We start from the raw sequence: 23,881 nt of genomic DNA on the forward strand, positions 1-23,881 counted from the left end.
GTTAGTGCCGATGGTACTGCGTATTGTGGGAGAGTAGGTCGCCGCCTTCTTTGAAACCCTTCATCATTCCGATGAAGGGTTTTTTGTTTTTATATACTTGCTTATTTTATAGATTTCTTACTATAAAGTTGATATTATTATCAATCTTTTTCTTTTTAAAATTCTTCTTTTAAGTTAAAATACTGGTTAATAGTTTTTTATATTAATAATAATTTAGTAACTTTAGTTAATATTTTATTAATGTTTCAGGTGTTAAATACTTGTATTTTTGTATCACTTGATAAAAAACAATTTATTATGAAAACAAATTTACTAGGCTATAAATATGTTTATAGCTTTATGCTATGTGTAACCATGCTGTTTAGCTATTCGATTAGTTGGGGGCAAACGACGGTTAGTTATGATTTTTCTGCTTCAGGAGCAGTAACTGGGCTTAATGCTAATCCAGCAATTGCCTTGGATGTTAATGTAGGATTTTCTTCTCATAAAAATTTAGGTTCATCTAATCCTGCAATACATTCTAGCCAGCTTCGCTTATATCAAAATGATACAAAAGGAGGCGGGATTAAAATATATGCTCAAAATGGTGTTACAATAACTAGTATTGTTGTGCATGCATCAGGAAGAACAGGTAATGCTGCTTATGTTGTAGATGGAGGATCGGAAACAGATTTAGCAGGTTCTACTACCTATACAATGAGTGGTTTGACAGCTGTTACCGAAGTGGAGTTTTATCAGAAAGATGCTAGTAGTAGTAATCGAATTTATGTAGATAGTTTTGATGTTACATATACGACTACCGCTGCCGTAGGACCACAAATCACTAACATCACTACAACACCTGCAGGTGTAATTACCTCTTCGGATGCTGTAACTGTAAATGCAGATGTTATCGATGCTGCAGGAATTGCAAATGTAGCTTTAAAATGGGGAACTACTTCTGGAAGCTTAAGCAATAGTCTAGCAATGACAAATACTACGGTAGATGCTTACGAAGCGATTATTCCTGCACAGGCAGATGGGACTACGGTATATTATGCACTAGAAGCAGAAAACACTACCGGAGATACCAATACATCTACCGAGATGTCTTATACGGTAGAAGACCCAGTTGTAGTTAATTTACCTTATGCAGTAGATGCAACAACTGTAAATCCGTTTACTGAGGGATGGACAGCACAAGATTTAGCAGGTGGAAATTCATGGCAATACAATACTGGTAGTGGTGTTAGCATGAATGCTTATAGTGATAATTGTGATGCTGAAGATTGGTTAATTACACCAGCATTTGATCTTTCTACAACAGCTAATGAATTACTTTCTTTTGAATTATACGAAAATTTTTCAGGTACCTCTATAGATGTATTATACTCTACAAATTACGATGGAGTTTCAGACCCTAATACAGCTATTTGGACTAACATTACAACAATACAAACCGGAAATTCTGGAGTTATAACCAATAATATTAGCTTACAAGGACTATCTGCAAATAAAGTATATGTAGCTTTTTTGTATGAAGGGACAGGAGGATCTTGTTCAGATTGGGAGTTAACCAACTTCTCTTTGGAAGAAGGCGTTACAACTCCTACTATACTAACTTCCACTGCAAGTCTTACAGGTCTGAACTATATGGATACTGATGGACCATCGGCGGCACAAAGCTTTGATTTAAGCGGTTTATTTTTAGATGGCACACAGGATGTTAGTATAGAAACCATGATGGGAGATTTTGAAATTTCTTTAGATGATGTTGCTTATGCCGATAGCTTAACTTTAACTAATTATGATGGAACAACCACTCCTGTTTATGTACGTTTAAAAGCAGGACATCCACAAGATATATATGCTGATTCTGTTTTAATTAATGGATATGGTTTAACAGAAATTGAAGTAAGTCTTGAAGGTGAAGTAACGCCAGTTATTGCTGGAGCTACAAACCTTTTCTTTTCTAAATATGTAGAAGGGTCTAGTAATAATAAATATTTAGAAATATACAATGGTACAGGAACAACAGTAGATTTATCAACTTATACTGTTGAGCTTTATTCTAATGGAGGTACTACAGCTAATAATACTGAAACATTAGGAAATTTAATACCTGTTTTAGGAAATGGAGAAGTTATTGTTTTAAAAAATTCATCTGCAACTTTGACTTTACCAACAGGAGTAACAGCACATAACAGTACAGTATGTAACTTTAACGGAGATGATGCTATTGTGTTAAAACATAACGGTAATATTATTGATATTTTTGGAAATATAGGTTGCGATCCAGGTTCTGAATGGAGCGAAGGAGGAAATAATACTCAAGATAGGACTTTAGTAAGAAATACTGATATTTGTGGAGGGGTTACTGTAAATCCTACTACTGCTTGTGATTTTCCAACACTTGCTACCGAGTGGACAGGATATACTCAAGATGATGTGTCAACTTTTGGTTCTCATACAGCAAATTGTGGGGTTAGCCCAATAGCCGATTACACCTATACTTCAGGCGCATGGTTTCCAATAGATCCTAATGGAATGGCTTTACCTACAGAGAGCATAGAAATTTTAGATGGTACTGCAACTTTTAATAATACCATAGAGATAAATAACCTAAGTATAGCTACAGGTGCTACTTTGGAAGTACAAGATGTTTTAACCGTAAACGGAAACATTACCAATAACGGGAACATTATTTTTAAAAGTACCGCAATAAAAACGGCTCAATTAGATGAATTTAACGGTACTATTACTGGTTCAGGAAATGTAACGGTAGAACGTTATATACCTGCAAGAAGAGCATTCAGAATGTTAAGTACAGCGGTAAGTGGGCAAACCATAGCTAACGCGTGGCAACAAAACACACATATTACAGGAGATCAAGCAGGCAACAATGGTTTTGATGCAACAGCTACAGGAAATCCTTCTATGTTTACATTTGATAATCAATATACTACTGCGCCTTGGGCTGCTATTGCCAATACCGATAATACTACTTTAACCGCAGGAAAGGCATACAGACTTATGGTTAGAGGTGATAGAACGGTAGATTTAACCAACAATGCAACGCCAGCCACCGTAACCACTTTAGTGAGCACAGGAGATTTACATACCGGAACTTACAACGATGCTAACTTAAATACCGTAGCAGGGAAGTTTAATTTTGTAGGAAACCCTTATCAAGCAGTGGTAGATATGAATTCAGTATTACCAACATCTACCAATTTAAATACAAACAACTATGTAGTTTGGGACCCTAGTTTAGCAACCCGTGGCGCTTATGTAACTATAGATTTAGCAACAGGAACAAACTCATCAGGTTCGGCGGCAAATCAATATTTACAACCAGGGCAGGCGGCGTTTGTAACCACAGCAGCAAATGGAGCAACAGAAATTGCTTTTAACGAGGTAGATAAAGCCGTAACCAATCCGCAAACAAGTGTATTTAATATGTATACAGAGGATGCACAAGCCATAACTATGCAATTGTACACACAAGAGCAATTTACAGCAGGAGAAGCCATGAGCGATAGCTTCCGTGTAAACTTTGTTGCAGGAGCTTCTAATGCCGTAAACTTAAAAGATGCACAGAAATTCCCTAACCTAGACGAAAATATTGCTTTGGTAAATAACAACGCTTATTTAAGTTTAGAATACAGAGATGTACCACAAGCTAATGAAGTATTACCAATATTTATAAACAACTACCGTGCAACGGCTTATGTGATGAACATAGAAGTAGGTACTTTTGAAAATGTTAAAGCTTATTTAAAAGATAACTATACGCAAGAAGAAACCGAATTAGCAACAGGAAACAATCAAATAACATTTAGCCTTACCGATGAAGCTAGTAAAGATGCAAATCGTTTTGAGATTTATTTTGCTGCTGTTTTAGGAACAGACAATTTCACATCGGCAGATGTTAGTTTATATCCAAACCCAGTAAACAATGGTTTACTTACAGTAAATACTGCACATGCAACCCAAGCTGAGCTTAGCCTATATAGTTTATTAGGACAAAAAGTATATCACCAAGACTTAACAGGTACAGTAAATACGGTAGATGTATCTGGCTTAAATGCAGGAACATATATTGTTAAGATTACTTCTAATAAAGCCGTAGTTACTAAGAAATTAATTATTAAATAAGAAATTATGAAAGCAAAATATATATTCCCAGTATTGGTAATTGCTTTACTACTAGTGGCAACTAGTGGTTATGCGAATCCTTTTGATGAAATTATTTTTGAAAACGATGTGGACGATGCTCCTATTGATGGATTCATTGGAATTGCAATGGCAATAGGCGCTTACTTTGGCGTAAAAAAGCTTAGAAACAGAAAATAATAAGACATTGTTATTTTAGACAAGAAAAGAGGTTGCGTTAAGCAGCCTCTTTTTTTTATATAGGTAGAAGTTTACTAATTCTTTCTTTAAAAGCTAAGAGAATTTCTTATATAAATAGTAAATTTACTACTTCAATAGCGAATAAATATATGGAAAAACCAAAAATATGGCTGTCCTCTCCTCATATGGGAGGCGAAGAGCAAAACTTTGTGAATGCCGCGTTTCAAGAAAATTGGGTAGCTCCTTTAGGACCTAATGTTAACGGGTTTGAGGAAGATATAGAAAATTACCTTCAAGCAGATAAAAAAGTAGCCGCTTTAAGCAGCGGAACAGCAGCATTGCATTTAGCACTTATACAGTTAGGCGTACAACCAGGCGATGAAGTCTTGTGCCAGAGCATGACCTTTGCAGCTTCGGCAAATCCTATTACTTATTTAGGTGCAAATCCAGTTTTTATAGACAGCGAACCCACTACCTGGAATATTTGTCCTAAAGCGTTAGAAAAAGCAATTTTAGATCGAAAAGCTAAAGGAAAAACAATAAAAGCAATTGTCATCGTACACTTATATGGGATGCCATGTTTGTGGAATGAGGTAAAGCAAATAGCCGATAAACATCAGCTTCCTATTGTAGAAGATGCTGCAGAAGCTCTAGGTTCTATTTATAAAGGCAAAAAATGTGGAACTTTAGGGCAGTTTAGCGTACTATCATTCAACGGGAATAAAATTATTACGACAAGCGGAGGTGGAGCCTTAGTATGTACAACAACCCAAGCTAAACAGAAAACCGTATTTTATGCAACACAAGCAAGAGATAATGCACCTCACTATCAGCACACACATATAGGTTATAATTACCGGTTAAGTAACATTAGCGCAGGGATAGGTCGTGGGCAGATGCAGGTGCTTGATAAGCATATAGATTTACGTAGACAAATGAATGCTTTTTATCAAGCGTTGTTTGCACCAATAGCAGGTGTAGAAGTGTTTAGCGAACCAACATCCGACTTTTTCTCGAACCATTGGTTAAGCGCAATTTTAGCAGACACAGACAAAACAGGAGGAATTTCTCGTGAAGATATACGCTTAGCTTTGCAGGAAGAAAATATAGAAAGTCGTCCGTTATGGAAGCCTATGCATTTGCAACCCATTTTTAAAGAAGCTCCTTATTATGGCGAAAAAGTAGCAGAAAACTTATTTGATAGCGGACTTTGTCTGCCTTCGGGGTCAAACCTTACCGATCAAGATCGCGAACGAATAAAAACAACAATTCAAAAACTTTTTAAGCAGTAGTGAAAATGGTAAAAGATATTATACAAAAGCGTCGTTCTATTTATCCAGAGCAATATATAGCTAAAGAGATTCCTACCTCTTTTATCCAAGATTTATTGTTAGCAGCCAATGCAGCACCAAATCATAAAAAAACACAACCCTGGCGATTTAAAGTTGTTCAAGGCAAAAAATTAGAAGATTTAGGCGCTTTTTTAGCTCAAAAATATAAAGAAACTTCGGGAGATAATTTTTCGGAGTTTAAACAAAAAAAACTACAAAGTAAAGCTACAAAATCTAGTTGTGCAATTGCAATTTTTATGCAACCAGATGCTAAAGCTCGTATTCCTGAGTGGGAAGAAGTAGCCGCTACGGCAATGGCGGTGCAAAATATGTGGTTGTTATGTACCGAAAATAATATAGGTTGCTATTGGAGTAGCCCAGGACTGATAAAACATGCTAATGCATTTTTTGACGCACCTACCAAAGAAAAATGTTTAGGTTTTTTATACATGGGGTATTATGAGGGAGAGCGTCCAGAAAGCAGTCAAAAACCTTTAGAAAATGTAGTAGAGTGGTTTTAGTAGTATTGCTTTAAAAGCATTAAAAAACAGCCTTTCAATAATTTTTAAGGCTGTTTTTTTTATTGAAAATTATGCAGAAGTAGAAAAACTAACTTCTCCGAGCCCTTTTATAGAAGCTTTTACCGTATCCTTAGGATTTAAATTTGCCATAGGCCCTAAGGCTCCAGAGAGTATTATTTCGCCCTTTTTTAAAGGGTTTCCTAACGCAATCATGGTATTGGCTAGCCAAACTACCGCTTCTAGCGGGTTTCCAAGGCATGAAGTGCCATCGCCTGTAGAAACAAGTTGGTTGTTGATATGCATTTCCATTGGACTATTAATTACATCAAAACTATCAAGACTTACTTTTTTATCACCTAAAATAAAATGGCTAGAAGAAGCATTATCGGCAATCGTATCGGTAATGCTAATATTCCAGTTTTCTATGCGGCTTCCCACTATTTCTACAGCAATAACAGCATAATCTATAGCGTTTTTTATATCTTCTAAAGTTGGTTTAGCGGCTGTTAAATCTTCTTTAAGAACAAAAGCTATTTCGGTTTCTGCTTTTGGTTGCATGAGTAAGGAGTACGGAAAACTGCTTTTATTTTGAAGCTGCATAGTGGCTAATAAGATTCCAAAATCGGGTTGGTCAACACCTAATTGCTCCTGTACTTTAAAAGAAGTAAGCCCTATTTTTTTGCCTACTGTTTTGGCTCCTTGAGCTACTTTTTTATCTATATTAAGTTGCTGAATTTTATATGCAGACGCGAGGTCTTTTTCTTCTAAATAAGTTCTAATAGGAGCACAAGCAGTTTTGTTTTTTTCTGCATTGAACAATTGCTCGGCAATAGCTGTTATATCCACAAATAATTATTTTTTAGGTTAATTAAAAGGTGGTTTTTAGAAAATAACCGACCAATTTGTATAGGCAATGTATATAAAAATTACTAGGTAGCCAAAAGCCACAAAAACTTTCATAAAGGTTGAGGCTAAAAAGCCAAGAAATGAACCAACAGCAGCACGAAGTGCGTTTTTAGATGAACTACGGTTAAAAAGTACTTCTCCAACAAAAGCCCCTACAAAAGGACCTATTATAAACCCAAGCGGAATAGGAGCAATAAGCCCTACAATAAGCCCAATGGTGGTTCCCCAAGCACCATATTTACTACCCCCAAAGCGTTTGGTACCCATGGCAGGAATGGTATAATCGAGAATAAAAATAGCAATAGCAACCACAAGCGTAATTCCTAACAGCCAGTAATTTATAGCTATGCCTTCGATAAGGTAAATAAAAAGCAAGCCAAGCCAGCTGATTGGGGGGCCAGGTAATACTGGTAAAACACTGCCTATTATGCCTACTATACAGCAGAGTAATCCTAAGATGAGCAATATAACTTCCATTGGTTTTTTTATGGAAAAGTACATAATTTTTGAATGTAAGACCTTTAAAAAACTCAAATTTTATAACTAAAAAATTAGTTAAAAAGAAAATAAAATGTATATTTGAGTTATGTAACTAAAAACTTAGTTTAAAAAAATGAAAGAACTTACAAAAGCAGAAGAAGAAATAATGCACTGGTTATGGAAATTAGAAGAGGCCACTGTAGCCACAATTATAGCACAAATGCCCGAGCCTAAACCTGCCTATAACACTGTTTCTACCATTATCCGGATTTTAGAAAACAAGGGCGTTGTTGGATACAGAAAGCAAGGTAGAGGGCATATTTATTTTCCAATGGTAAGAAAAGAGGCATATAGTAAATTTTCGTTGCGAAAATTGGTAGATAATTATTTTGATGGTTCGGCAAAAAGTCTGCTATCCTTTTTTGTGCAGAAAAACGATATGAGTGTTACAGAACTCGAAGAAATTTTAAACGAAATTAATAAAGAAAAAGACTAATCCCATGCTTAGCTATCTAGTAACCGTAAACCTGTTTCTAATTTTATTTTGGGTATTCTATAAGTTTAGCTTATCTAGAGAAACCTCTTTTGCCATAAACAGGTTTTTATTATGCAGTGTGCCTGTGGTGCTTCTTGTAGCGCCTTTGTTAGAATTTAATTTTCTAAAAACACCTGTGCCAAAAGCGGTAGAGCAATTATGGCTATTAGAGCCTGTTTTTGTAAACAATTCCATCAAGCAGCAAGAAAGCACAACAGGGGTAGGGATTGTAGCTTACCTCACATGGTTTTATGCTTTGGGAGTTCTAATGGGTGTATTAAGGTTAGGAATACTTGGTTTTCGAGTTGTTAGAATTCAGCAAAAAGCAAGAAAGAAACAACACCAAGGCATTGATTATTATTGTGTAGAAGACAGCAAACAGGCATTTACCTTTTTAGGAAAAATCATGATAGGAGAGGGAATCTCTAAAGCAATGCTTCCCATTATTTTACAACACGAGCGAGTGCATGTAAAACAAAGACATAGCTTAGATTTATGTTTCTACGAAATTTTAAAATTGCTGTGCTGGTTTAATCCTGTGGTTTATAAACTGCAAAAAGAACTCGGTTTAGTTCATGAGTATTTAGTAGATAGCGAAGTAACCAAACATATTCCTAAGAAAAAATATTATACAGAACTGCTAAACGCAAGCTTTAGTACTTCTCAAGTTTCATTCATCAATTCATTAGTCAATTATTCATTCATCAAAAAACGAATTATTATGTTACAAAAATCAACTCCCACCCGTCGGACCAAATTAAAGTATTTAGGAATATTACCTTTTTTCCTTCTTTTGTTTACTTATGTTTCCTGTGTTAAGGAAAACAAAACCGAAACTCCTGAAGCCACCTCGCCAACAACCACAACAAAAAATACAGTAACTACACAAGAGTTTGGATTTGCAGAAGTAGATCAAGCACCTATATTTCCAGGTTGTGAAGAAGCTACAGATGCAAAACAATGTATGTCTGAAAAAGTTAAGGCTTTCGTAAACGAAAATTTTGATGTGAACCGCGTAAAAGAACAAGCAGAAAAAGGTACACAACGAGCTTATGTACGTTTTAAGATAGATAAAAATGGTAACATAACCAACATCGAAGCTAGAGCCTCGCATAAACGTATAGCCGAAGAAGCCAAACGTGTGGTAGGAATGTTGCCCGCTATGAAGCCCGCAATGCATCAAGGGCAAACAATAGGTGTGTTATATTCTTTGCCCATTACATTTAAAAATGAGTAAATGCGACAATTACTATGCTTAGGGATGTTAATTGCCCATCAAGTAACTCTAGCACAAACCCCAATACAAGTAGCAGATAGCTTAATCAATGTAGGTAATTATACCGCAGCCTTGCATATTTATAACGAACAAAGCCCAACGGCAAGAAAGTATTCAAGGCTGGGGAATATTTATGAAGCCCTTGGAAATCATCAGAAAGCAAAAGTAAACTATAAAAAAGCAATACGTATAGATACAAGCTTTTTAATAGCTGCTGTACGTTATGCCAAGTTGCTGTATAAAACAAAGAATTTTCAAGAATCAGACAGTGTTTTTAAGCAATTAAGCCATCGATTTCCTAATAACCCCGACTTTTATTTTCAACGGGCAAAAGCATTAATCAAACAGCAAGATACCTTAGCGTACCCCCTGTTAAATACAGTTGTTTTATTAGATGGAAATCATCAAGAAGCTTTGTATGAATTAGCAAAATACAATTTAAGTAAGCGCAGGTTTAAGGCTACCAATGCCTTAGCTTTACAAGCCTTAAAAACCTATCCTAGCAATCCTAAAACAGTAGGTGTTTTAGCCCAAAGTAAGTTTATGCAAAAACAGTATAAAGAAGCCATAGCGCATTACCAACATTTAATAAAGTTAAACTATGGTTCTGAATATGTATATACTAATTTAGCAAACGCTTATTTTAATGTATCGGAGTATAAATATGCCATAGAAAATTATAAAAAAGCCCAAGAAATCAATCAGCATGACCCTATGCTGTACTACCAATTAGGGATGTGTTATTTTCAACAGGGCAATTATAATAGCGCTGTAAAATATTATCATTTTGCGTTACTTTTAGAAGAAAAATCATTAAAAGAATATTATCGTCAATTAGGTTTTTCTTACAAGAAATTAGAAAACTATAAAGAAGCCATAACCTATTTAAAACAAGCAGTAGCCGAAGATGCTTTTGATTATCGAGCAAAATATGAACTGGCAGTAGTAGCCGATAATTATTATAAAGATAAAACAATAGCCATTACTTATTATGAAAGCTTTTTAAAAACCTTTAAAGCATATCCCGCAGCAGCAGTTTATTATAAATTGGCAGCACAACGATTAAGGCATTTGTATAAAGAAATACATTTAGAAAACAAATCACCTAGCCCTAAATAATCGATATAAATTGGTAACGGACTAAAAATAGCTATTTAAGATATTAATTGTATTTTTAGTTATGAGTGATAGTGTTAAATAAAAAAGCCAAAAAGATATACATACCATAACCTATAAAAAAGCGAAGCCCAACAAGTGGGCTTCAGGCGGTACGAGCCGCCCGAAGCGTAACAGGTCCCTTTGAATTGTAAAAATACAAAAAAATATACAACATAAAACGAATAGTTGTAATTAGCTTTCAAAATTGTACTTTTAGTTATGATTGATAGTATTAAACTCACCACAAAAACTAATTTACGTTAATGTTGTTTTCTATGAGGTCTTATTATTCATAAATCACGTAAAGTACTAAATATTAAGGTTTGATAGGTAAGAAGCCCGCAATCTTCTACTACTCATACAATTTATCGTTGTGGTGCATTTGGAGCAACCATTCGATAAAATCTTAATCTACAGTAAAAATAAAATATATTAAAATGAAAAAAGCACTAATCCTAATTATAATTGGAATATCATTTTTTAGCTGTTCAAGTGATGACGATAACGGAAATCAAAATAACTGTGATTTTAAAACTATAATAAATAAAAATCAATATGAAGCTGCCCCATCAGACCCTTTAGCGATTAACAGTTTAGAGATAAACGACAGCTGTTTGAAAATTAATTTTAGTTCGAGTGGTTGTAGTGGAGAAACCTGGGAAATAAAATTAATCGATTCAGAAGATATTATGGAATCAAATCCACCTCAGAGGAATTTAAGATTGTCATTAAAAAATGAGGAAGTTTGTTTAGCAATAGTAACAAAAGAATTGACTTTTGATATTTCAAATTTACAAATTGGTGGAAACCAAGTCCAATTGAACATTACGAATTCTGAAGAAATAATTGTATACGAATATTAAAAACGTTGTACAACAAAGAACTGTTACACAAGCCTATAACTTTGTCTAAATTGATATTATATAAACCGTAAGCCTCCCCAAAAACAGAACTGTTTAAAAGTAGAAAAATAATTTTAACTTTGACATTATTATAAAACAGAAACGAAACAGTGAAATTAAAACAAAGAAGAAAATTAGTAACATACTTAAATATTTTAGACCAACCTGTCCGATTTAACCCATTCGTTTTCAGTCGGACTTTTTTATTATGGGCTTTACTTGGGTTAATTGGAGGAATAATTGCAGGAATTTATTGGATTGGACTTGAGTTTCTGACCCACCAATTAGCTTTTTTTAATGGTTGGCAAGTAATTCCTGTAATGGCAATTTGCGGGCTTTTAGCAGGCTTGGTAATTCACTTCATTGGAGACCCAGGAGAAATACATTTAATCGTAAACAACATTCGGTTCAACAAAGGAAAACTTGACCCTAGAAACAATCCGTCAATGATTCTCTCCTCATTACTATGTGTTGCTTCAGGAGGAAGCCTTGGACCCGAAGCACCATTAGTTCAAGTGACAGGCTCAACAGGAACTTGGTTAGGTAAATTGTTAAGGCTTAAAGGAGAAGAATTACGGTCATTAAGTATCGCAGGAATGGCTTCAGGATTTACAGCATTGTTCGGTGCTCCTTTAGGCGGTAGTCTTTTTTCTTTAGAAATACTTCACCACAAACACGCAGTTGAATATTACAAAGCCATTATTCCTGCATTTGTTTCAAGTTGTTTTAGTTACTTGGTGTTTGCATTAATCATTCATTTAGGACTTGGCCCAGTATGGGACTTATCAGCTTATGAATATTCAGGGATTTTTGATTTTGGTTATGCCGTTCTATTTGCAGCAGTTGGAGCTACTTTTGGATGGGCTTTTATTTTTTGTACCAAATTTTTTAAATCTTTATTTGAGAAAAAACCAATTCCCATTTATATCAAAACGCTAATTGGAGGAATTTTACTTGGAGTAATCGCATTCTACTTTCCAATAACAAGATACTTTGGACATCACGAAATTAACGAACTGCTTTCAGGGAATTTCTCATTGACTTTGTTGTTTGCTATTTTAATTTTCAAGATTATAGCCATTTCAATAACAGTTACATCAGGTTGGAGAGGTGGATTTATCATTCCTTTGTTTTTTGTAGGAGCAACCTTAGGACTAATTATTCATCAACTATTCCCAACAATAAATCTGTCATTAGCAATAGTTAGCTGTATGGCTGCAATTAATGCTTGCGTAACTCGAACACCTATGAGTACAACCATTTTACTTGCAACATTGACCGGATTTGGACATTTTATCCCTATCTTATTCGCAAGTTTAACAGGCTATTTTTTAGCACCAAAAATACCCTTTATTGGCTCACAAATGGAAAAAGAATAAAAATGTAGCTTATAAATATTTGCACCAAATTTATTAGATAGTCTATTTCTTAAAAAGGGAGGTTACAGATAAATTTTCTTTTTTAAGTGTGTGAAATTTTAAGTTATATAAAAAAGGCTTGGGATATGACCCAAGCCTTTTTTTATTTCAAAGCTTTTAAGATATTACTTTTGTTAATTTAGGACAAGCTTTAAGCGTACCCTGTACAATTATTTTTTTGCTTCTACAGTAAATTGCAAAGTAAAGTTATCGCTAATTACTCTATCTTTAGCTACGTCTTTAAAAACAGAACCAGAATTAAAGTTGATTTTCCAATCGGTACGGTCTATTGTAAAAGGTTCGCTAACAAGGGTCAACATCCCGTTTTCTTCAGAAACTTTTACAGGAACCTCAATATTATTGGTGATGCCTTTAAGGGTTAAATTCCCTTTAAGCGCTTTTCCTTTTTCATGTCCTGTAACCTCGAAAGTTGCTGTTGGGAAATCCTTTACGTCAAAGAAATCAGATTTTTGCTTATCGTTAGTTCCTTTTAAGTGTCCTTCAAGCATTTCTTTTTCTTCACCTTCTACATCAGTAGCGTTGATAGAATTCATATCAATAACTACTTTTCCGCTTTCAATAAGCCCTTCTTTTACAGAAAAAACACCCTCTTTTAAATTTACAGTTCCAAAGTGTTTTCCTCCAATTACCTTAGCACCTTCCCATTTCAAGGTAGAATTGTCTGTAGAAACCTTGTAGGCAACAGCTTCAACGGTTGGTTTAGCCGTTTCTTGAGCATCGGAGGTAGTCGTTTTTTTGTCGTTTTTACAAGCAACTGTTGTAGCCGTAAGGACAGCAACTACAAAAACATTCATCAATAATTTTTTCATAATGGTGATTTTTAAAGTTTACATACAAAAATAACAGACTTTTTCATATTTAGTATTAAATAAATAATAAAAAAATCAAGCGTGACATTTTGACATTTTTATAAGCTTGGCAGTACATTTGCTTATGCAAGAACACAATGCTTAATTAAAAAGTTATGAGTAAGAAAGAAAACCCGCAAACAGCAGAAAAAGCAACGGCAACAGATATAAATACAAACGAAGAAAGAGCAGCAGAAACCTCTAAGCAAACCAATGAAACTCCACAAGAGGAGGAGAAAACAGAGGTAGAGCAGCTTAAAGAAGAATTAGAGAAAGAAAAAGATAAATTTTTACGTTTATTTGCAGAATTTGAAAACTATAAACGTCGTACCAGTAAGGAACGCGTAGAGCTTTTTAAAACCGCAGGACAAGAGGTAATGCAAGCCATGCTTCCGGTGTTAGACGATTTTGACAGGGCTTTATTAGAAATAGGGAAAAGCTCGGACAAAACCTTGTTTGATGGGGTGAAATTAATTAATAATAAATTTTACGAAACCTTAAAAAGCAAAGGTTTAGAGGTGATGAATGTAAAAGCAGGCGATAGTTTTGATGCCGATTTGCATGAAGCCGTAACCCAAATTCCTGCTCCAGATAAAAAGCTAAAAGGTAAAATTGTAGATGTAGTGGAAAAGGGATATACTTTAGGAGAGAAAATTATTAGATTTCCAAAAGTAGTTACCGGGAAATAAAGTAATCAAGCTTAATAACAATAAGCTAGAAAAACAGGATTAATGAAAGAAGATTATTACGAAATATTAGGAATAAGCAAAGGAGCAAGCGCTGCAGAAATAAAGAAAGCCTACCGAAAGATGGCGGTAAAATATCATCCAGATAAAAATCCGGATGACAAAACGGCTGAAGAAAAATTTAAAAAAGCAGCCGAGGCATACGAAGTGCTTAGCAACCCAGACAAAAAAGCACGTTACGACCAATTTGGGCATTCTGCATTTGAAGGTGCCGGCGGCTTTGGTGGCGGCGGTGGCATGAATATGGATGACATATTTAGCCAGTTTGGCGATATTTTTGGTGGTGCTTTTGGTGGTGGTTTCTCAGGTTTTGGCGGCGGCGGAGGTCGTCAAGCACGAGTAAAAGGAAGCAACTTGCGTATTCGTGTTAAACTTACCTTGGAAGAAATTGCTAACGGAGTAGAGAAAAAAATAAAAGTTAAACGAAAAGTACAAGCTCCAGGAACCACCTATAAAACATGCCCTAGTTGTAATGGATCTGGCCAGGTTACCAAAATTTCTAATACAATTTTAGGAAGAATGCAAACCTCGGCGCCTTGTACACAATGTAGCGGAAGCGGACAAATAATAGATAAAAAACCTGCTGATGCCGATGCGCATGGATTAAAAGTTAGCGAAGAAACGGTAGCCATAAAGATACCTGCTGGAGTAGAGGATGGTATGCAGCTAAAAGTATCGGGAAAAGGAAACGATGCGCCAGGAAACGGAATCCCAGGCGATTTACTGGTACTTATAGAAGAAAAGCAACACGAGCACTTGCAGCGTGAAGGTGATAACTTGCATTACGATTTATACATCACTATTGCTGATGCTGCTTTAGGAGCATCTAAAGAAATTTCGACCGTAAATGGTAAAGTGAGAATAAAAGTAGAACCAGGCGTGCAAAGTGGTAAAATACTTAGGCTTAGAGGAAAAGGAATTCCGAGTTTGCAAGGTTATGGTAAAGGAGACTTGCTTGTACACGTAAATGTATGGACGCCAAAAACCTTAACAAAAGAGCAACGAGAATTTTTTGAACGCATGAAAGATGATGATAACTTTAAACCAAATCCAGAGAAAGGCGATAAATCTTTTTTTGAGAAAGTTAAAGATATGTTCTCTTAAGTTAATTTTTTAACAAAATTTTATATATATTTGAATATCACTAACAATGTTGGTGATATTTTCTTTTTCATAGCAATTTTTTTCCCATCCTTGGTTGTGTGATTACAATAAGGGTGGGTTTTATTTTTAAAAAGTTAAAGAAAATTCTACATTCGTATTTGAAATTAATATTAGTATAGATTTTCTATAAAATAACAGACTAAACTATAGTAATATAATTACCTTTAACCTATAAGCACTTAAACAATAATGAAAGATATGCTCTTAGTTGCCGAGGAAGTAAGCAAAGCCTATGGCAATTATACTGCTTTAAACAAAATGTCTATTCAGGTGCCAAAGCAAAGCATTTTTGGTATTTTAGGCCCTAATGGAGCAGGTAAAACTACTTTTATTCGTATAATCAACCAGATTACCTTACCCGATTCTGGAAAAATTTGGTTAGACGGAGAACCTTTGCAACCTAAGCACGTACAATATATAGGCTACCTTCCGGAAGAACGCGGCTTATATAAAAGCATGACGGTAGGCGCGCAAGCTCTATATTTAGCACAATTAAAAGGCTTAAGTAAAAAAGAAGCTAAAAGACGTTTAGAATATTGGTTTGAGCGTTTAGAAATAATGGGCTGGTGGAATAAAAAAATACAAGAACTCTCTAAAGGGATGGCTCAAAAAATACAATTTATTGTAACGGTATTGCACCAACCTAAGCTTTTAATTTTCGATGAACCTTTTAGTGGTTTTGACCCTGTAAATGCAAACCTTATTAAAGATGAAATTCTTAAATTAAAAGAAGACGGAGCTACGATTTTATTTTCTACACACCGTATGGAAAGCGTGGAGGAAATGTGTGATTATATGGCACTCATCAATAAGTCTAATAAATTGATAGATGGTAAGGTAACAGACCTTAAGCAAGAATACAAAACCAATACTTATCAGGTGGAAATTGTAACCCAGCAGCAAGCGGAATTAACAGAGGTGTTAACTACGCATTTTAATTTGCTACCAAATAAGTTTAGCAGCATTCATCAAGGAGAGAAGTTTACCATACGTTTAAAAACAGGGCAAACCGTAAACCAACTTTTACAAGTACTTATAAAGTATGGAGAAGTACATCATTTTGTAGAGCAAATCCCATCGGTTAACGATATTTTTATTCAAACAGTTACAGCAAATGCGTAGTTTAAAACTAATTATACATCGAGAATTCCTTGCTAAAGTAAAAAACAGAACCTTTATTATTATGACTTTTGTGAGTCCGCTAATTATGGTTGGGATGTTTTTTCTGGTGGCTTATTTAGCTAATTTAAACAACAGTGAAACCCGAAATTTAGCTATTCTAGACGAATCTAATTTAATGATACATGATTTTGTTTCTTCAGAGAAAACCAAATATCATGATTTTTCTACCTATAGCTTAACACAAGCCTTAGATTCTGTAAAAGCTAAAGCGTATTATGGGTTGTTATACATTCCGAAGGAAGATAATATAAAAGCCCTGGCAAGTAAAATAGAACTTTTTGCAAATAAAACCCCAAACGGAGCTTTTGTAGCAAATATCGAGCAGCAAATATCGCATAAGCTAACCAATAAGTTACTTACTCAGCAAGGCGTAAACCTCTCTAAAATAGATGAGGCTCAAACCCAAGTTTCTCTTAAAATAGAAAATTTTTCAGGAGAAGAAACTTCCAAAATGAGCATGATTATAAAAATGATTTTTGGAGGGGTTGCCGGCTATTTACTCATGATGTTTATTATTATTTATGGTAACATGGTGATGCGCAGTGTAATAGAAGAAAAAACCAATAGGATTATAGAAATTATTATATCCTCTGTAAAACCAAGAACCTTAATGCTAGGTAAAGTATTAGGAACAAGTCTTGCGGGGATTTCTCAGTTTCTTATATGGGTAATTATCGGGAGTGTATTGCTAGGCGTGGTAAGTACTTTTTTAGGCGGGCAACTTTCTTCTGAGGTTGCTACAGCAAATATCCCTAACGCATTAGACCAAGCTTCAATGCTTAAAGCACAGCTTGTATTACAAGAAATTTTAGCCTTACCATTGGGGCAGCTTATTGTTTGTTTTCTAATCTATTTTATAGGAGGTTACTTTTTATACAGTGCCATTTATGCCGCAATTGGAGCTGCTGTAGATAACGAAACCGATACTCAACAATTTATGTTTCCCGTTATCATGCCATTAATGCTTGCTGTATACGTAGGGTTTTTCTCTGTAATAGATAATCCTCATGGGATAGTAGCCATTGTTTTTTCGCATATTCCGCTTACTTCACCTATTGTGATGCTTATGCGTATTCCGTATGGAGTAGCTTGGTGGGAAATTCTTATTTCTATTGCCATTCTTATAGGGAGCATCTTCTTTTTTGTATGGATAGCAGCCAAAATTTACCGGGTAGGGATTTTAATGTACGGTAAAAAGCCAAGTTATAAAGAACTTATAAAATGGTTAAAATATTAATTCCATTATTTTAAAAAACCTATTTTTAAAGCTTAAAGAAGAACAATTATGCCCAACCTATTAATTATAGAAGACGAAGCTGCTATTCGTCGTGTACTTTCTAAAATTTTAAAGGAAGAAGATGAAAGCTATCAAGTAGATGAAGCTGCAGATGGAGTAGAAGGTGTTAAAAAAATAAAAGCCAACGATTACGACCTAGTACTTTGCGATATTAAAATGCCAAAAATGGATGGCGTTGAGGTATTGCAAGAAATCCAGAAGCTAAAACCAGAAATTCCTGTAATTATGATTTCTGGGCATGGAGATATCGAAACGGCAGTAGATACCATGAAAAAAGGCGCTTTCGATTATATTGCTAAGCCCCCAGATTTAAACCGATTGTTAAATACAGTAAGGATAGCTCTAGACCGTAAAGAATTGATTACCGAGAATAAACGTCTTAAGCGTAAAGTAAGCAAAAACTACCAAATGATAGGCGAATCGGAAGCCATGACTAAGGTGAAAGATATGATAGAGAAAGTAGCCCCAACCGAGGCACGAGTGCTTATTACAGGAGAAAATGGTACAGGAAAAGAGCTTGTAGCCCATTGGTTACACCAAAAAAGTGAACGCGCTAAAAAACCTATTATCGAGGTAAATTGTGCGGCAATTCCGTCAGAACTTATCGAGAGTGAATTGTTTGGGCATGTAAAAGGAGCTTTTACATCGGCAAATAAAGACCGCGCAGGGAAATTTGAGGCTGCTAATGGGGGTACTATTTTTTTAGACGAAATAGGTGATATGAGCCTTTCTGCACAAGCAAAAGTATTGCGAGCTTTGCAAGAAAATAAAATTCAGCGTGTGGGGAGCGATAAAGATATAAAAGTAGATGTACGTGTGTTGGCAGCAACCAATAAAAACTTAAAACAAGAAATTGCAGATAAAAACTTTAGAGAAGACCTCTACCATCGTTTAGCTGTTATTCTTATCGAGGTGCCAGCGCTTAACGATAGGAGAGAGGATATTCCTTTATTGATAACGCATTTTGCTGAGAAAATAGCTAAAGAGCAAGGAACACAAGTGTGTACATTTACCAATAAGGCAATAAAGTTATTACAAAATTATAATTGGACAGGTAATATTAGAGAGTTGAGAAATGTAGTAGAACGCTTACTTATTTTAGGCGGTAAGGAGATAGACGATAAAACTGTAACCCAATTTTCTGGAAAGTAAAAAATCAAAATAAAAAGTCATTTATGTATTTGCATAAATGACTTTTTTAATGTTTATTTTATAAAAGTAATGCTTAAAGGATATTTCATTAAGGCTTCTCCTTTTGATGCTTTTATACCGTTAATAATCGGGAAAACAGTACCAAGTACGGCTACGACTAATAAGATAAGAAAGCCAACCAAAATAATCATGGTAAGACTACCTATTACTCCATAGAGTAATAAGCTTAGCTGAAAGTTAACAACGGCCTTTCCGTGCGCATCCATATTATCAATCTCATCCTTTTTAACCTGCCATAAAATAATAGGAACAATCAATCCGCCAACAAGGGTAAAAAGATTTAAAAGTTGACTGTAATGCAAAATACTAAGCATTTGAGTATCTTGTTTCTTCATAAGTGTTAGTTTTTAAAAATCACTACAAACATAAAAAGTATATTTGTTAAATTTATTTTTTATGCTTGTTTTTATGCAAAAATCGGCAGATACACCTATTTTATAAACCATAAAACTATCATAAAAAACGTACCTTTGCGCTATGAAAAACGATACTATTGTTGCCCTAGCCACAGCTCCAGGAAGCGGAGCAATTGCTGTTATACGCGTTTCTGGACCAGAGGCTATAAGCTTAACCGAGCCTGTTTTTGAAGCTAAAAACAAACAAAGTCTTAACCTGCAGGCTTCACATAGCTTGCAATTAGGTTATATAAAAGACGATTATAGAATAATAGATGAGTGCTTGGTTTCTGTATTTAAAGGAACACGCTCTTATACTGGAGAAAATACCGTAGAAATTTCTTGCCATGGGAGTCCATATATCCAACAAGAAATAATCAACTTACTTTTAAAACAAGGATGCAGAACGGCAAATCCTGGGGAGTTTACCTTGCGTGCATTTTTAAACGGAAAAATGGCGTTAAGCCAAGCTGAAGCTGTAGCCGATTTAATTGCGAGCGATAATGCTGCAGCACACCAATTGGCAATGCAACAAATGCGAGGAGGCTTTGCATCAGAAATACAACAACTAAGGGAGGAGCTGCTTAATTTTGCCTCGTTGATAGAGCTAGAACTCGATTTTTCTGAAGAAGATGTAGAGTTTGCTAACCGAGAGCAGTTTCAGGAATTAGTTTTTAGAATACAAAAGGTGCTAAGCAGGCTTATCGATTCGTTTGCTGTAGGTAATGTGCTAAAAAACGGAATTCCTGTGGCTATTGTAGGCGAACCTAACGTAGGGAAATCTACACTGCTTAATGCTTTGCTGAATGAAGATAGAGCTATTGTAAGCGATATTGCAGGAACTACCCGTGATACTATCGAAGACGAAATCTCTATAAACGGGATTGGGTTTAGGTTTATAGATACAGCAGGAATCAGAGAAACGTCAGACACCATCGAAGGACTTGGGATAAAAAAAACCTTCCAGAAAATGGAGCAGGCACAAGTGGTTATCTACCTCTTTGATGCATACAATATCTTGCATAAAAACAATAGAGGAATTGTAGGAGTGCTTACCGAGATAGAAAAAATTAAAAATAAATTCCCTGCTAAACCCTTGGTAATTATTGCAAATAAAACCGATAAACTAAACCCGGTAGAAGTACAGCAATTAACCGAGCAAATACCGAGTCTGTTAACGCTCTCGGCACATAAAAAGCAAGGCTTGGAGGCTTTAGAGAAAAAACTACTCTCTTTTGTAGATACAGGCGTTTTACGCAACCAAGATGCTGTGGTAACCAATGCCCGCCATTACGATGCTTTATTAAAAGCACAAGCAGAAATTAACCGTGTTCAAGAAGGTTTAAATATGGGCTTAACAGGAGATTTATTGGCTATAGATATCCGACAGGCATTGTACTATTTTGGCGAAATAACAGGCGAAATAACCACCGATGACTTGCTAGGAAATATCTTTGCTAATTTCTGTATCGGGAAGTAATTAAGCTTCTTTTTATTAGTTCTTGCTTGTTTTTCAGTGGTTTACATATTCTTTTTTGTTGCCTAATTGCCCTTTTTTAACTATATTTGTTTCATATATGTTGCCCATTATACGGATTTGTTGCCCAAATCTGTTGGCAAAAATAAAGGCGAAATGATGCACCATATTGCCCCACGTTGCACCATAACGCTACATAAAGCACCATTTATGAGCAGTAATTTATACATCCCGAAAACTTGTAAGCATTGCGGAAATGCTTTTACAGCACGTACAACAGTAACTCAATACTGTGGTAATTCTTGCGCTAAAAAAGCCTATAAGGCCAGAAAGCGTAAAGAAAAAATTCAATCAACTCTTAATGCTGATATGAAGCAAAAGAATGAAGTGGTTGAGGTTCAAAATCCAAATGCTGTAAACAATAAAGATTTTTTAAGCGTTACAGAGGCTTCTCAATTAATTGGTGTTAGTAGATGGACCATTCAAAGAATGATTCAACAAGGACGTTTAAAAGCTGTTCCTTTCGGAAGAAAACGTATTGTAGCCAGATGGCAAATAGAAAACCTTTTTAATTAGCATCCTATGAAAGTAACATTAAGACAACGCAAGAAGAATGACAAAATAAGTTTGTATTTAGATTACTATCATAAAGGCAAACGTAAAACCGAATATTTGCGTTTATACCTTACACCTAACCCTAAAACTAAAACCGAAAGAGAGGTTAACAAGAAAACTAAACAATTGGCGGAAACAATTTGCGCACAACGACAGGTTGAAATTCAAAACGGTATTTATGGGTTCCAAGATATTGAGAAATTAAAAGGGAGTTTTATTACTTATGTAACAGCATTAGCAGAGAAAAAGAATACAAGCTCGGGTAATTATGGTAATTGGAACAGTATGCTAAAACATCTAAAAACTTTTTGTCCAACAGACGTTAGTTTTCAAGATATTGATAAGGATTTCGTAGAACGCTTTAAAGAGTATTTAGATAAGGATGCAATGGCAAGAGCAGGTAAAAAATTATCTCAAAACTCTAAATATTCCTATTATGGAAAATTCAACGCTGCATTAAAACAAGCTGTTAAGGATGGTATTTTAAGAATAAATCCAGCAAATGGTGTTGAATATTTTAAACAAGGGGAACCTCAACGAGAGTTTTTAACTTTGGATGAATTACAAATAGCAGTTAACACAGAATGCGAGTTACCACTTTTAAAAAGTGCTTTTATATTTTCTGCGCTTACTGGGTTACGTTGGTCAGATATTGAAAAACTGATTTGGTCAGAAATTCAACATTCTAAAGAAATGGGATATTATATTCGTTTCAGACAAAAGAAAACAAAAGGGGTTGAAACTTTACCTATTTCAGACCAAGCAGCAGAATTATTAGGAGATAAAGGTAAACCCGAAGAAAAAGTTTTTCAAGGTTTACATTATAGTGCCTGGTCAAATTTAAAGTTACAACAATGGATGCTTAAAGCAGGAATAACAAAAAATATCACGTTCCATTGTGCGCGTCATACCTATGCAACTTTACAATTAACTTTGGGTACAGACATTTATACAGTATCAAAATTATTAGGTCATAAAGAGTTACGCACTACACAGATTTATGCTAAAGTAATTGACGATAAAAAGAAAGAAGCTGCTAACCGTATTCAACTGGATTTATAATGAAAGGAAGTATATTTTCAAGTTTGATTTCTATAACCAATGGCTTACATAGAGATAATAGACAGGAAAAGGATTTTAAATACTTATTGTCTGATTTTAAATTGAACCAAAAAGCTAATAACGCAGTTTTTAAAGTAAACTTTAAAAAACCTTTAAATGCGAAAAAAGAATACTATCAAAAGCTAATATTTAATAAAACAGAAAATACAGTAGCTTCATTTGTAAAGGAATTTCCGAAAAATGCAACTACACCAGAAAATAAATACAGTTATACCATTCTACTTAATAAATTTGATAAGTACTTAAATGACATTTCAACTTATATCAATAAAAGAGGAATAACAACAGATTTAAATAATGATGACAATTATATCATAAACTACTTAAAAGTATCTGTAATAAGGTTGTATGCTGAACTACAAGAGCAATACGGTCAGTTTTCCGTAAACACAAAATTCTCAATTGCTGAAATTGCAGAAAAATACTTTAATGATGAAACTTTTGATATTAGCCTAATAGAAAAGAGTACCACTAAAAAAGTTGCTACCAAAACAACATCAAAAAAGAAAGCAAAACCAAAGACCTCTTTTGGATATAAAAGCAACGACACCTCAACCTTGCTAACTGTGCTCAAACTGGTAAATCTAAAAATAGATTTGTTAGATAACCGTACAACTGTTGAACAGTTGCACGCATTATTATTAGCAAAAGATTTTACCAATACAGAATCGCAAATTTATCTTCAATGCGAAACGACACAGTTTAGTTACCTTGTAACGAAACTAAAGCCATTTTTTAATGGTTTTAATCCTACCTCAATAGAACGTTCTGAAAAATTTGTTACTAAAACAGGTACGCTATTAAAAGCGAATAATCTTCACAAAAACAAAGTTCACAACCCAAAAGAAAAGGAAGAAATAGATAAAATCATCCAACAACTGCAATAAAAAACAGTAAGAATAGTAAGAAATCTTACTGTTGTCTTACCCTTGTTTTACAC

The 23,881-nt window shown here is 34.8% G+C and carries 22 protein-coding genes; 18 read left to right on the plus strand and 4 right to left on the minus strand.

Annotation, left to right across the window (positions count from 1 at the left end; genetic code table 11):
• The first annotated feature begins 297 nt into the window (after positions 1-297).
• The 4 genes from GGR32_RS08730 to GGR32_RS08745 all read left to right on the plus strand — a co-directional run bounded on the left by GGR32_RS08730 (position 298) and on the right by GGR32_RS08745 (position 6,187).
• Complete coding sequence (locus GGR32_RS08730) at positions 298-4,137, plus strand: T9SS type A sorting domain-containing protein (protein ID WP_183477825.1); 3,840 nt, start codon at positions 298-300, stop codon at positions 4,135-4,137.
• A 6-nt stretch (positions 4,138-4,143) separates the two neighbouring features.
• Positions 4,144-4,335, plus strand: coding sequence for a PID-CTERM protein-sorting domain-containing protein (locus tag GGR32_RS08735; protein WP_183477826.1), 192 nt, complete (start codon positions 4,144-4,146; stop codon positions 4,333-4,335).
• 149 nt (positions 4,336-4,484) lie between these two features.
• Positions 4,485-5,627 (plus strand): DegT/DnrJ/EryC1/StrS family aminotransferase, encoded by a 1,143-nt coding sequence (locus tag GGR32_RS08740; RefSeq protein WP_183477827.1) that lies wholly within the window; start codon positions 4,485-4,487, stop codon positions 5,625-5,627.
• A 5-nt stretch (positions 5,628-5,632) separates the two neighbouring features.
• Positions 5,633-6,187, plus strand: a complete 555-nt coding sequence (locus tag GGR32_RS08745) for a nitroreductase family protein (RefSeq protein WP_183477828.1) — start codon at positions 5,633-5,635, stop codon at positions 6,185-6,187.
• 69 nt (positions 6,188-6,256) lie between these two features.
• On the opposite strand, the gene GGR32_RS08750 is transcribed toward GGR32_RS08745, so the two are convergent.
• Positions 6,257-7,033 (minus strand): 2-keto-4-pentenoate hydratase, encoded by a 777-nt coding sequence (locus GGR32_RS08750; protein WP_343066439.1) that lies wholly within the window; start codon positions 7,031-7,033, stop codon positions 6,257-6,259.
• 36 nt (positions 7,034-7,069) lie between these two features.
• Positions 7,070-7,570 carry a DUF456 domain-containing protein gene (locus GGR32_RS08755; RefSeq protein WP_183477829.1) on the minus strand — a complete coding sequence of 167 codons (501 nt, stop codon included), beginning with the start codon at positions 7,568-7,570 and terminating at the stop codon, positions 7,070-7,072.
• A gap of 136 nt (positions 7,571-7,706) precedes the next feature.
• Between GGR32_RS08755 and GGR32_RS08760 the strand changes: the two genes are divergently transcribed.
• The 5 genes from GGR32_RS08760 (at position 7,707) to GGR32_RS08780 (ending at position 12,823) form a co-directional block, all read left to right on the plus strand.
• Entirely contained in the window at positions 7,707-8,069 is a 363-nt protein-coding gene (locus tag GGR32_RS08760) for a BlaI/MecI/CopY family transcriptional regulator (protein ID WP_183477830.1), read from the plus strand.
• A gap of 4 nt (positions 8,070-8,073) precedes the next feature.
• Positions 8,074-9,345 (plus strand): M56 family metallopeptidase, encoded by a 1,272-nt coding sequence (locus GGR32_RS08765; RefSeq protein WP_183477831.1) that lies wholly within the window; start codon positions 8,074-8,076, stop codon positions 9,343-9,345.
• Positions 9,346-10,503 (plus strand): tetratricopeptide repeat protein, encoded by a 1,158-nt coding sequence (locus GGR32_RS08770; protein WP_183477832.1) that lies wholly within the window; start codon positions 9,346-9,348, stop codon positions 10,501-10,503.
• A gap of 476 nt (positions 10,504-10,979) precedes the next feature.
• On the plus strand, positions 10,980-11,405 hold the full coding sequence (locus GGR32_RS08775) for a hypothetical protein (protein WP_183477833.1): 426 nt from the start codon (positions 10,980-10,982) through the stop codon (positions 11,403-11,405).
• Positions 11,406-11,554: 149 nt separating this feature from the next.
• Entirely contained in the window at positions 11,555-12,823 is a 1,269-nt protein-coding gene (locus tag GGR32_RS08780) for a chloride channel protein (protein WP_183477834.1), read from the plus strand.
• A 209-nt stretch (positions 12,824-13,032) separates the two neighbouring features.
• Here GGR32_RS08780 and GGR32_RS08785 read toward each other — a convergent pair whose 3' ends face one another.
• Positions 13,033-13,692, minus strand: a complete 660-nt coding sequence (locus tag GGR32_RS08785; protein WP_183477835.1) for a YceI family protein — start codon at positions 13,690-13,692, stop codon at positions 13,033-13,035.
• Positions 13,693-13,847: 155 nt separating this feature from the next.
• Between GGR32_RS08785 and GGR32_RS08790 the strand changes: the two genes are divergently transcribed.
• The 5 genes from GGR32_RS08790 (at position 13,848) to GGR32_RS08810 (ending at position 19,272) form a co-directional block, all read left to right on the plus strand.
• Positions 13,848-14,420, plus strand: a complete 573-nt coding sequence (locus GGR32_RS08790) for a nucleotide exchange factor GrpE (protein ID WP_183477836.1) — start codon at positions 13,848-13,850, stop codon at positions 14,418-14,420.
• A gap of 42 nt (positions 14,421-14,462) precedes the next feature.
• Positions 14,463-15,581 carry a molecular chaperone DnaJ gene (gene dnaJ / locus GGR32_RS08795; protein ID WP_183477837.1) on the plus strand — a complete coding sequence of 373 codons (1,119 nt, stop codon included), beginning with the start codon at positions 14,463-14,465 and terminating at the stop codon, positions 15,579-15,581.
• A 249-nt stretch (positions 15,582-15,830) separates the two neighbouring features.
• Positions 15,831-16,763: an ABC transporter ATP-binding protein gene (locus GGR32_RS08800; RefSeq protein WP_183477838.1), complete on the plus strand. Its 933-nt coding sequence runs from the start codon at positions 15,831-15,833 to the stop codon at positions 16,761-16,763.
• Positions 16,756-18,060: an ABC transporter permease gene (locus GGR32_RS08805; RefSeq protein ID WP_183477839.1), complete on the plus strand. Its 1,305-nt coding sequence runs from the start codon at positions 16,756-16,758 to the stop codon at positions 18,058-18,060. The genes GGR32_RS08800 and GGR32_RS08805 overlap by 8 nt, the downstream gene beginning before the upstream one ends.
• A gap of 48 nt (positions 18,061-18,108) precedes the next feature.
• Positions 18,109-19,272 (plus strand): sigma-54-dependent transcriptional regulator, encoded by a 1,164-nt coding sequence (locus tag GGR32_RS08810; RefSeq protein WP_183477840.1) that lies wholly within the window; start codon positions 18,109-18,111, stop codon positions 19,270-19,272.
• Between the two features lie 53 nt (positions 19,273-19,325).
• Here GGR32_RS08810 and GGR32_RS08815 read toward each other — a convergent pair whose 3' ends face one another.
• Entirely contained in the window at positions 19,326-19,667 is a 342-nt protein-coding gene (locus GGR32_RS08815; protein WP_183477841.1) for a DUF4870 domain-containing protein, read from the minus strand.
• Between the two features lie 142 nt (positions 19,668-19,809).
• Here GGR32_RS08815 and mnmE point away from each other — a divergent pair, with 142 nt between their 5' ends.
• The 4 genes from mnmE (at position 19,810) to GGR32_RS08835 (ending at position 23,828) form a co-directional block, all read left to right on the plus strand.
• Complete coding sequence (gene mnmE / locus GGR32_RS08820; protein ID WP_183477842.1) at positions 19,810-21,207, plus strand: tRNA uridine-5-carboxymethylaminomethyl(34) synthesis GTPase MnmE; 1,398 nt, start codon at positions 19,810-19,812, stop codon at positions 21,205-21,207.
• Positions 21,208-21,360: 153 nt separating this feature from the next.
• Positions 21,361-21,780 carry a helix-turn-helix domain-containing protein gene (locus tag GGR32_RS08825; protein ID WP_246415186.1) on the plus strand — a complete coding sequence of 140 codons (420 nt, stop codon included), beginning with the start codon at positions 21,361-21,363 and terminating at the stop codon, positions 21,778-21,780.
• 6 nt (positions 21,781-21,786) lie between these two features.
• On the plus strand, positions 21,787-22,881 hold the full coding sequence (locus tag GGR32_RS08830) for a site-specific integrase (protein WP_183477843.1): 1,095 nt from the start codon (positions 21,787-21,789) through the stop codon (positions 22,879-22,881).
• Complete coding sequence (locus tag GGR32_RS08835; RefSeq protein WP_183477844.1) at positions 22,881-23,828, plus strand: DUF6617 family protein; 948 nt, start codon at positions 22,881-22,883, stop codon at positions 23,826-23,828. The genes GGR32_RS08830 and GGR32_RS08835 overlap by 1 nt, the downstream gene beginning before the upstream one ends.
• Positions 23,829-23,881: the final 53 nt, after the last annotated feature.

It is taken from the genome of Mesonia hippocampi, from assembly GCF_014197445.1.
Lineage (GTDB): Bacteria > Bacteroidota > Bacteroidia > Flavobacteriales > Flavobacteriaceae > Mesonia > Mesonia hippocampi.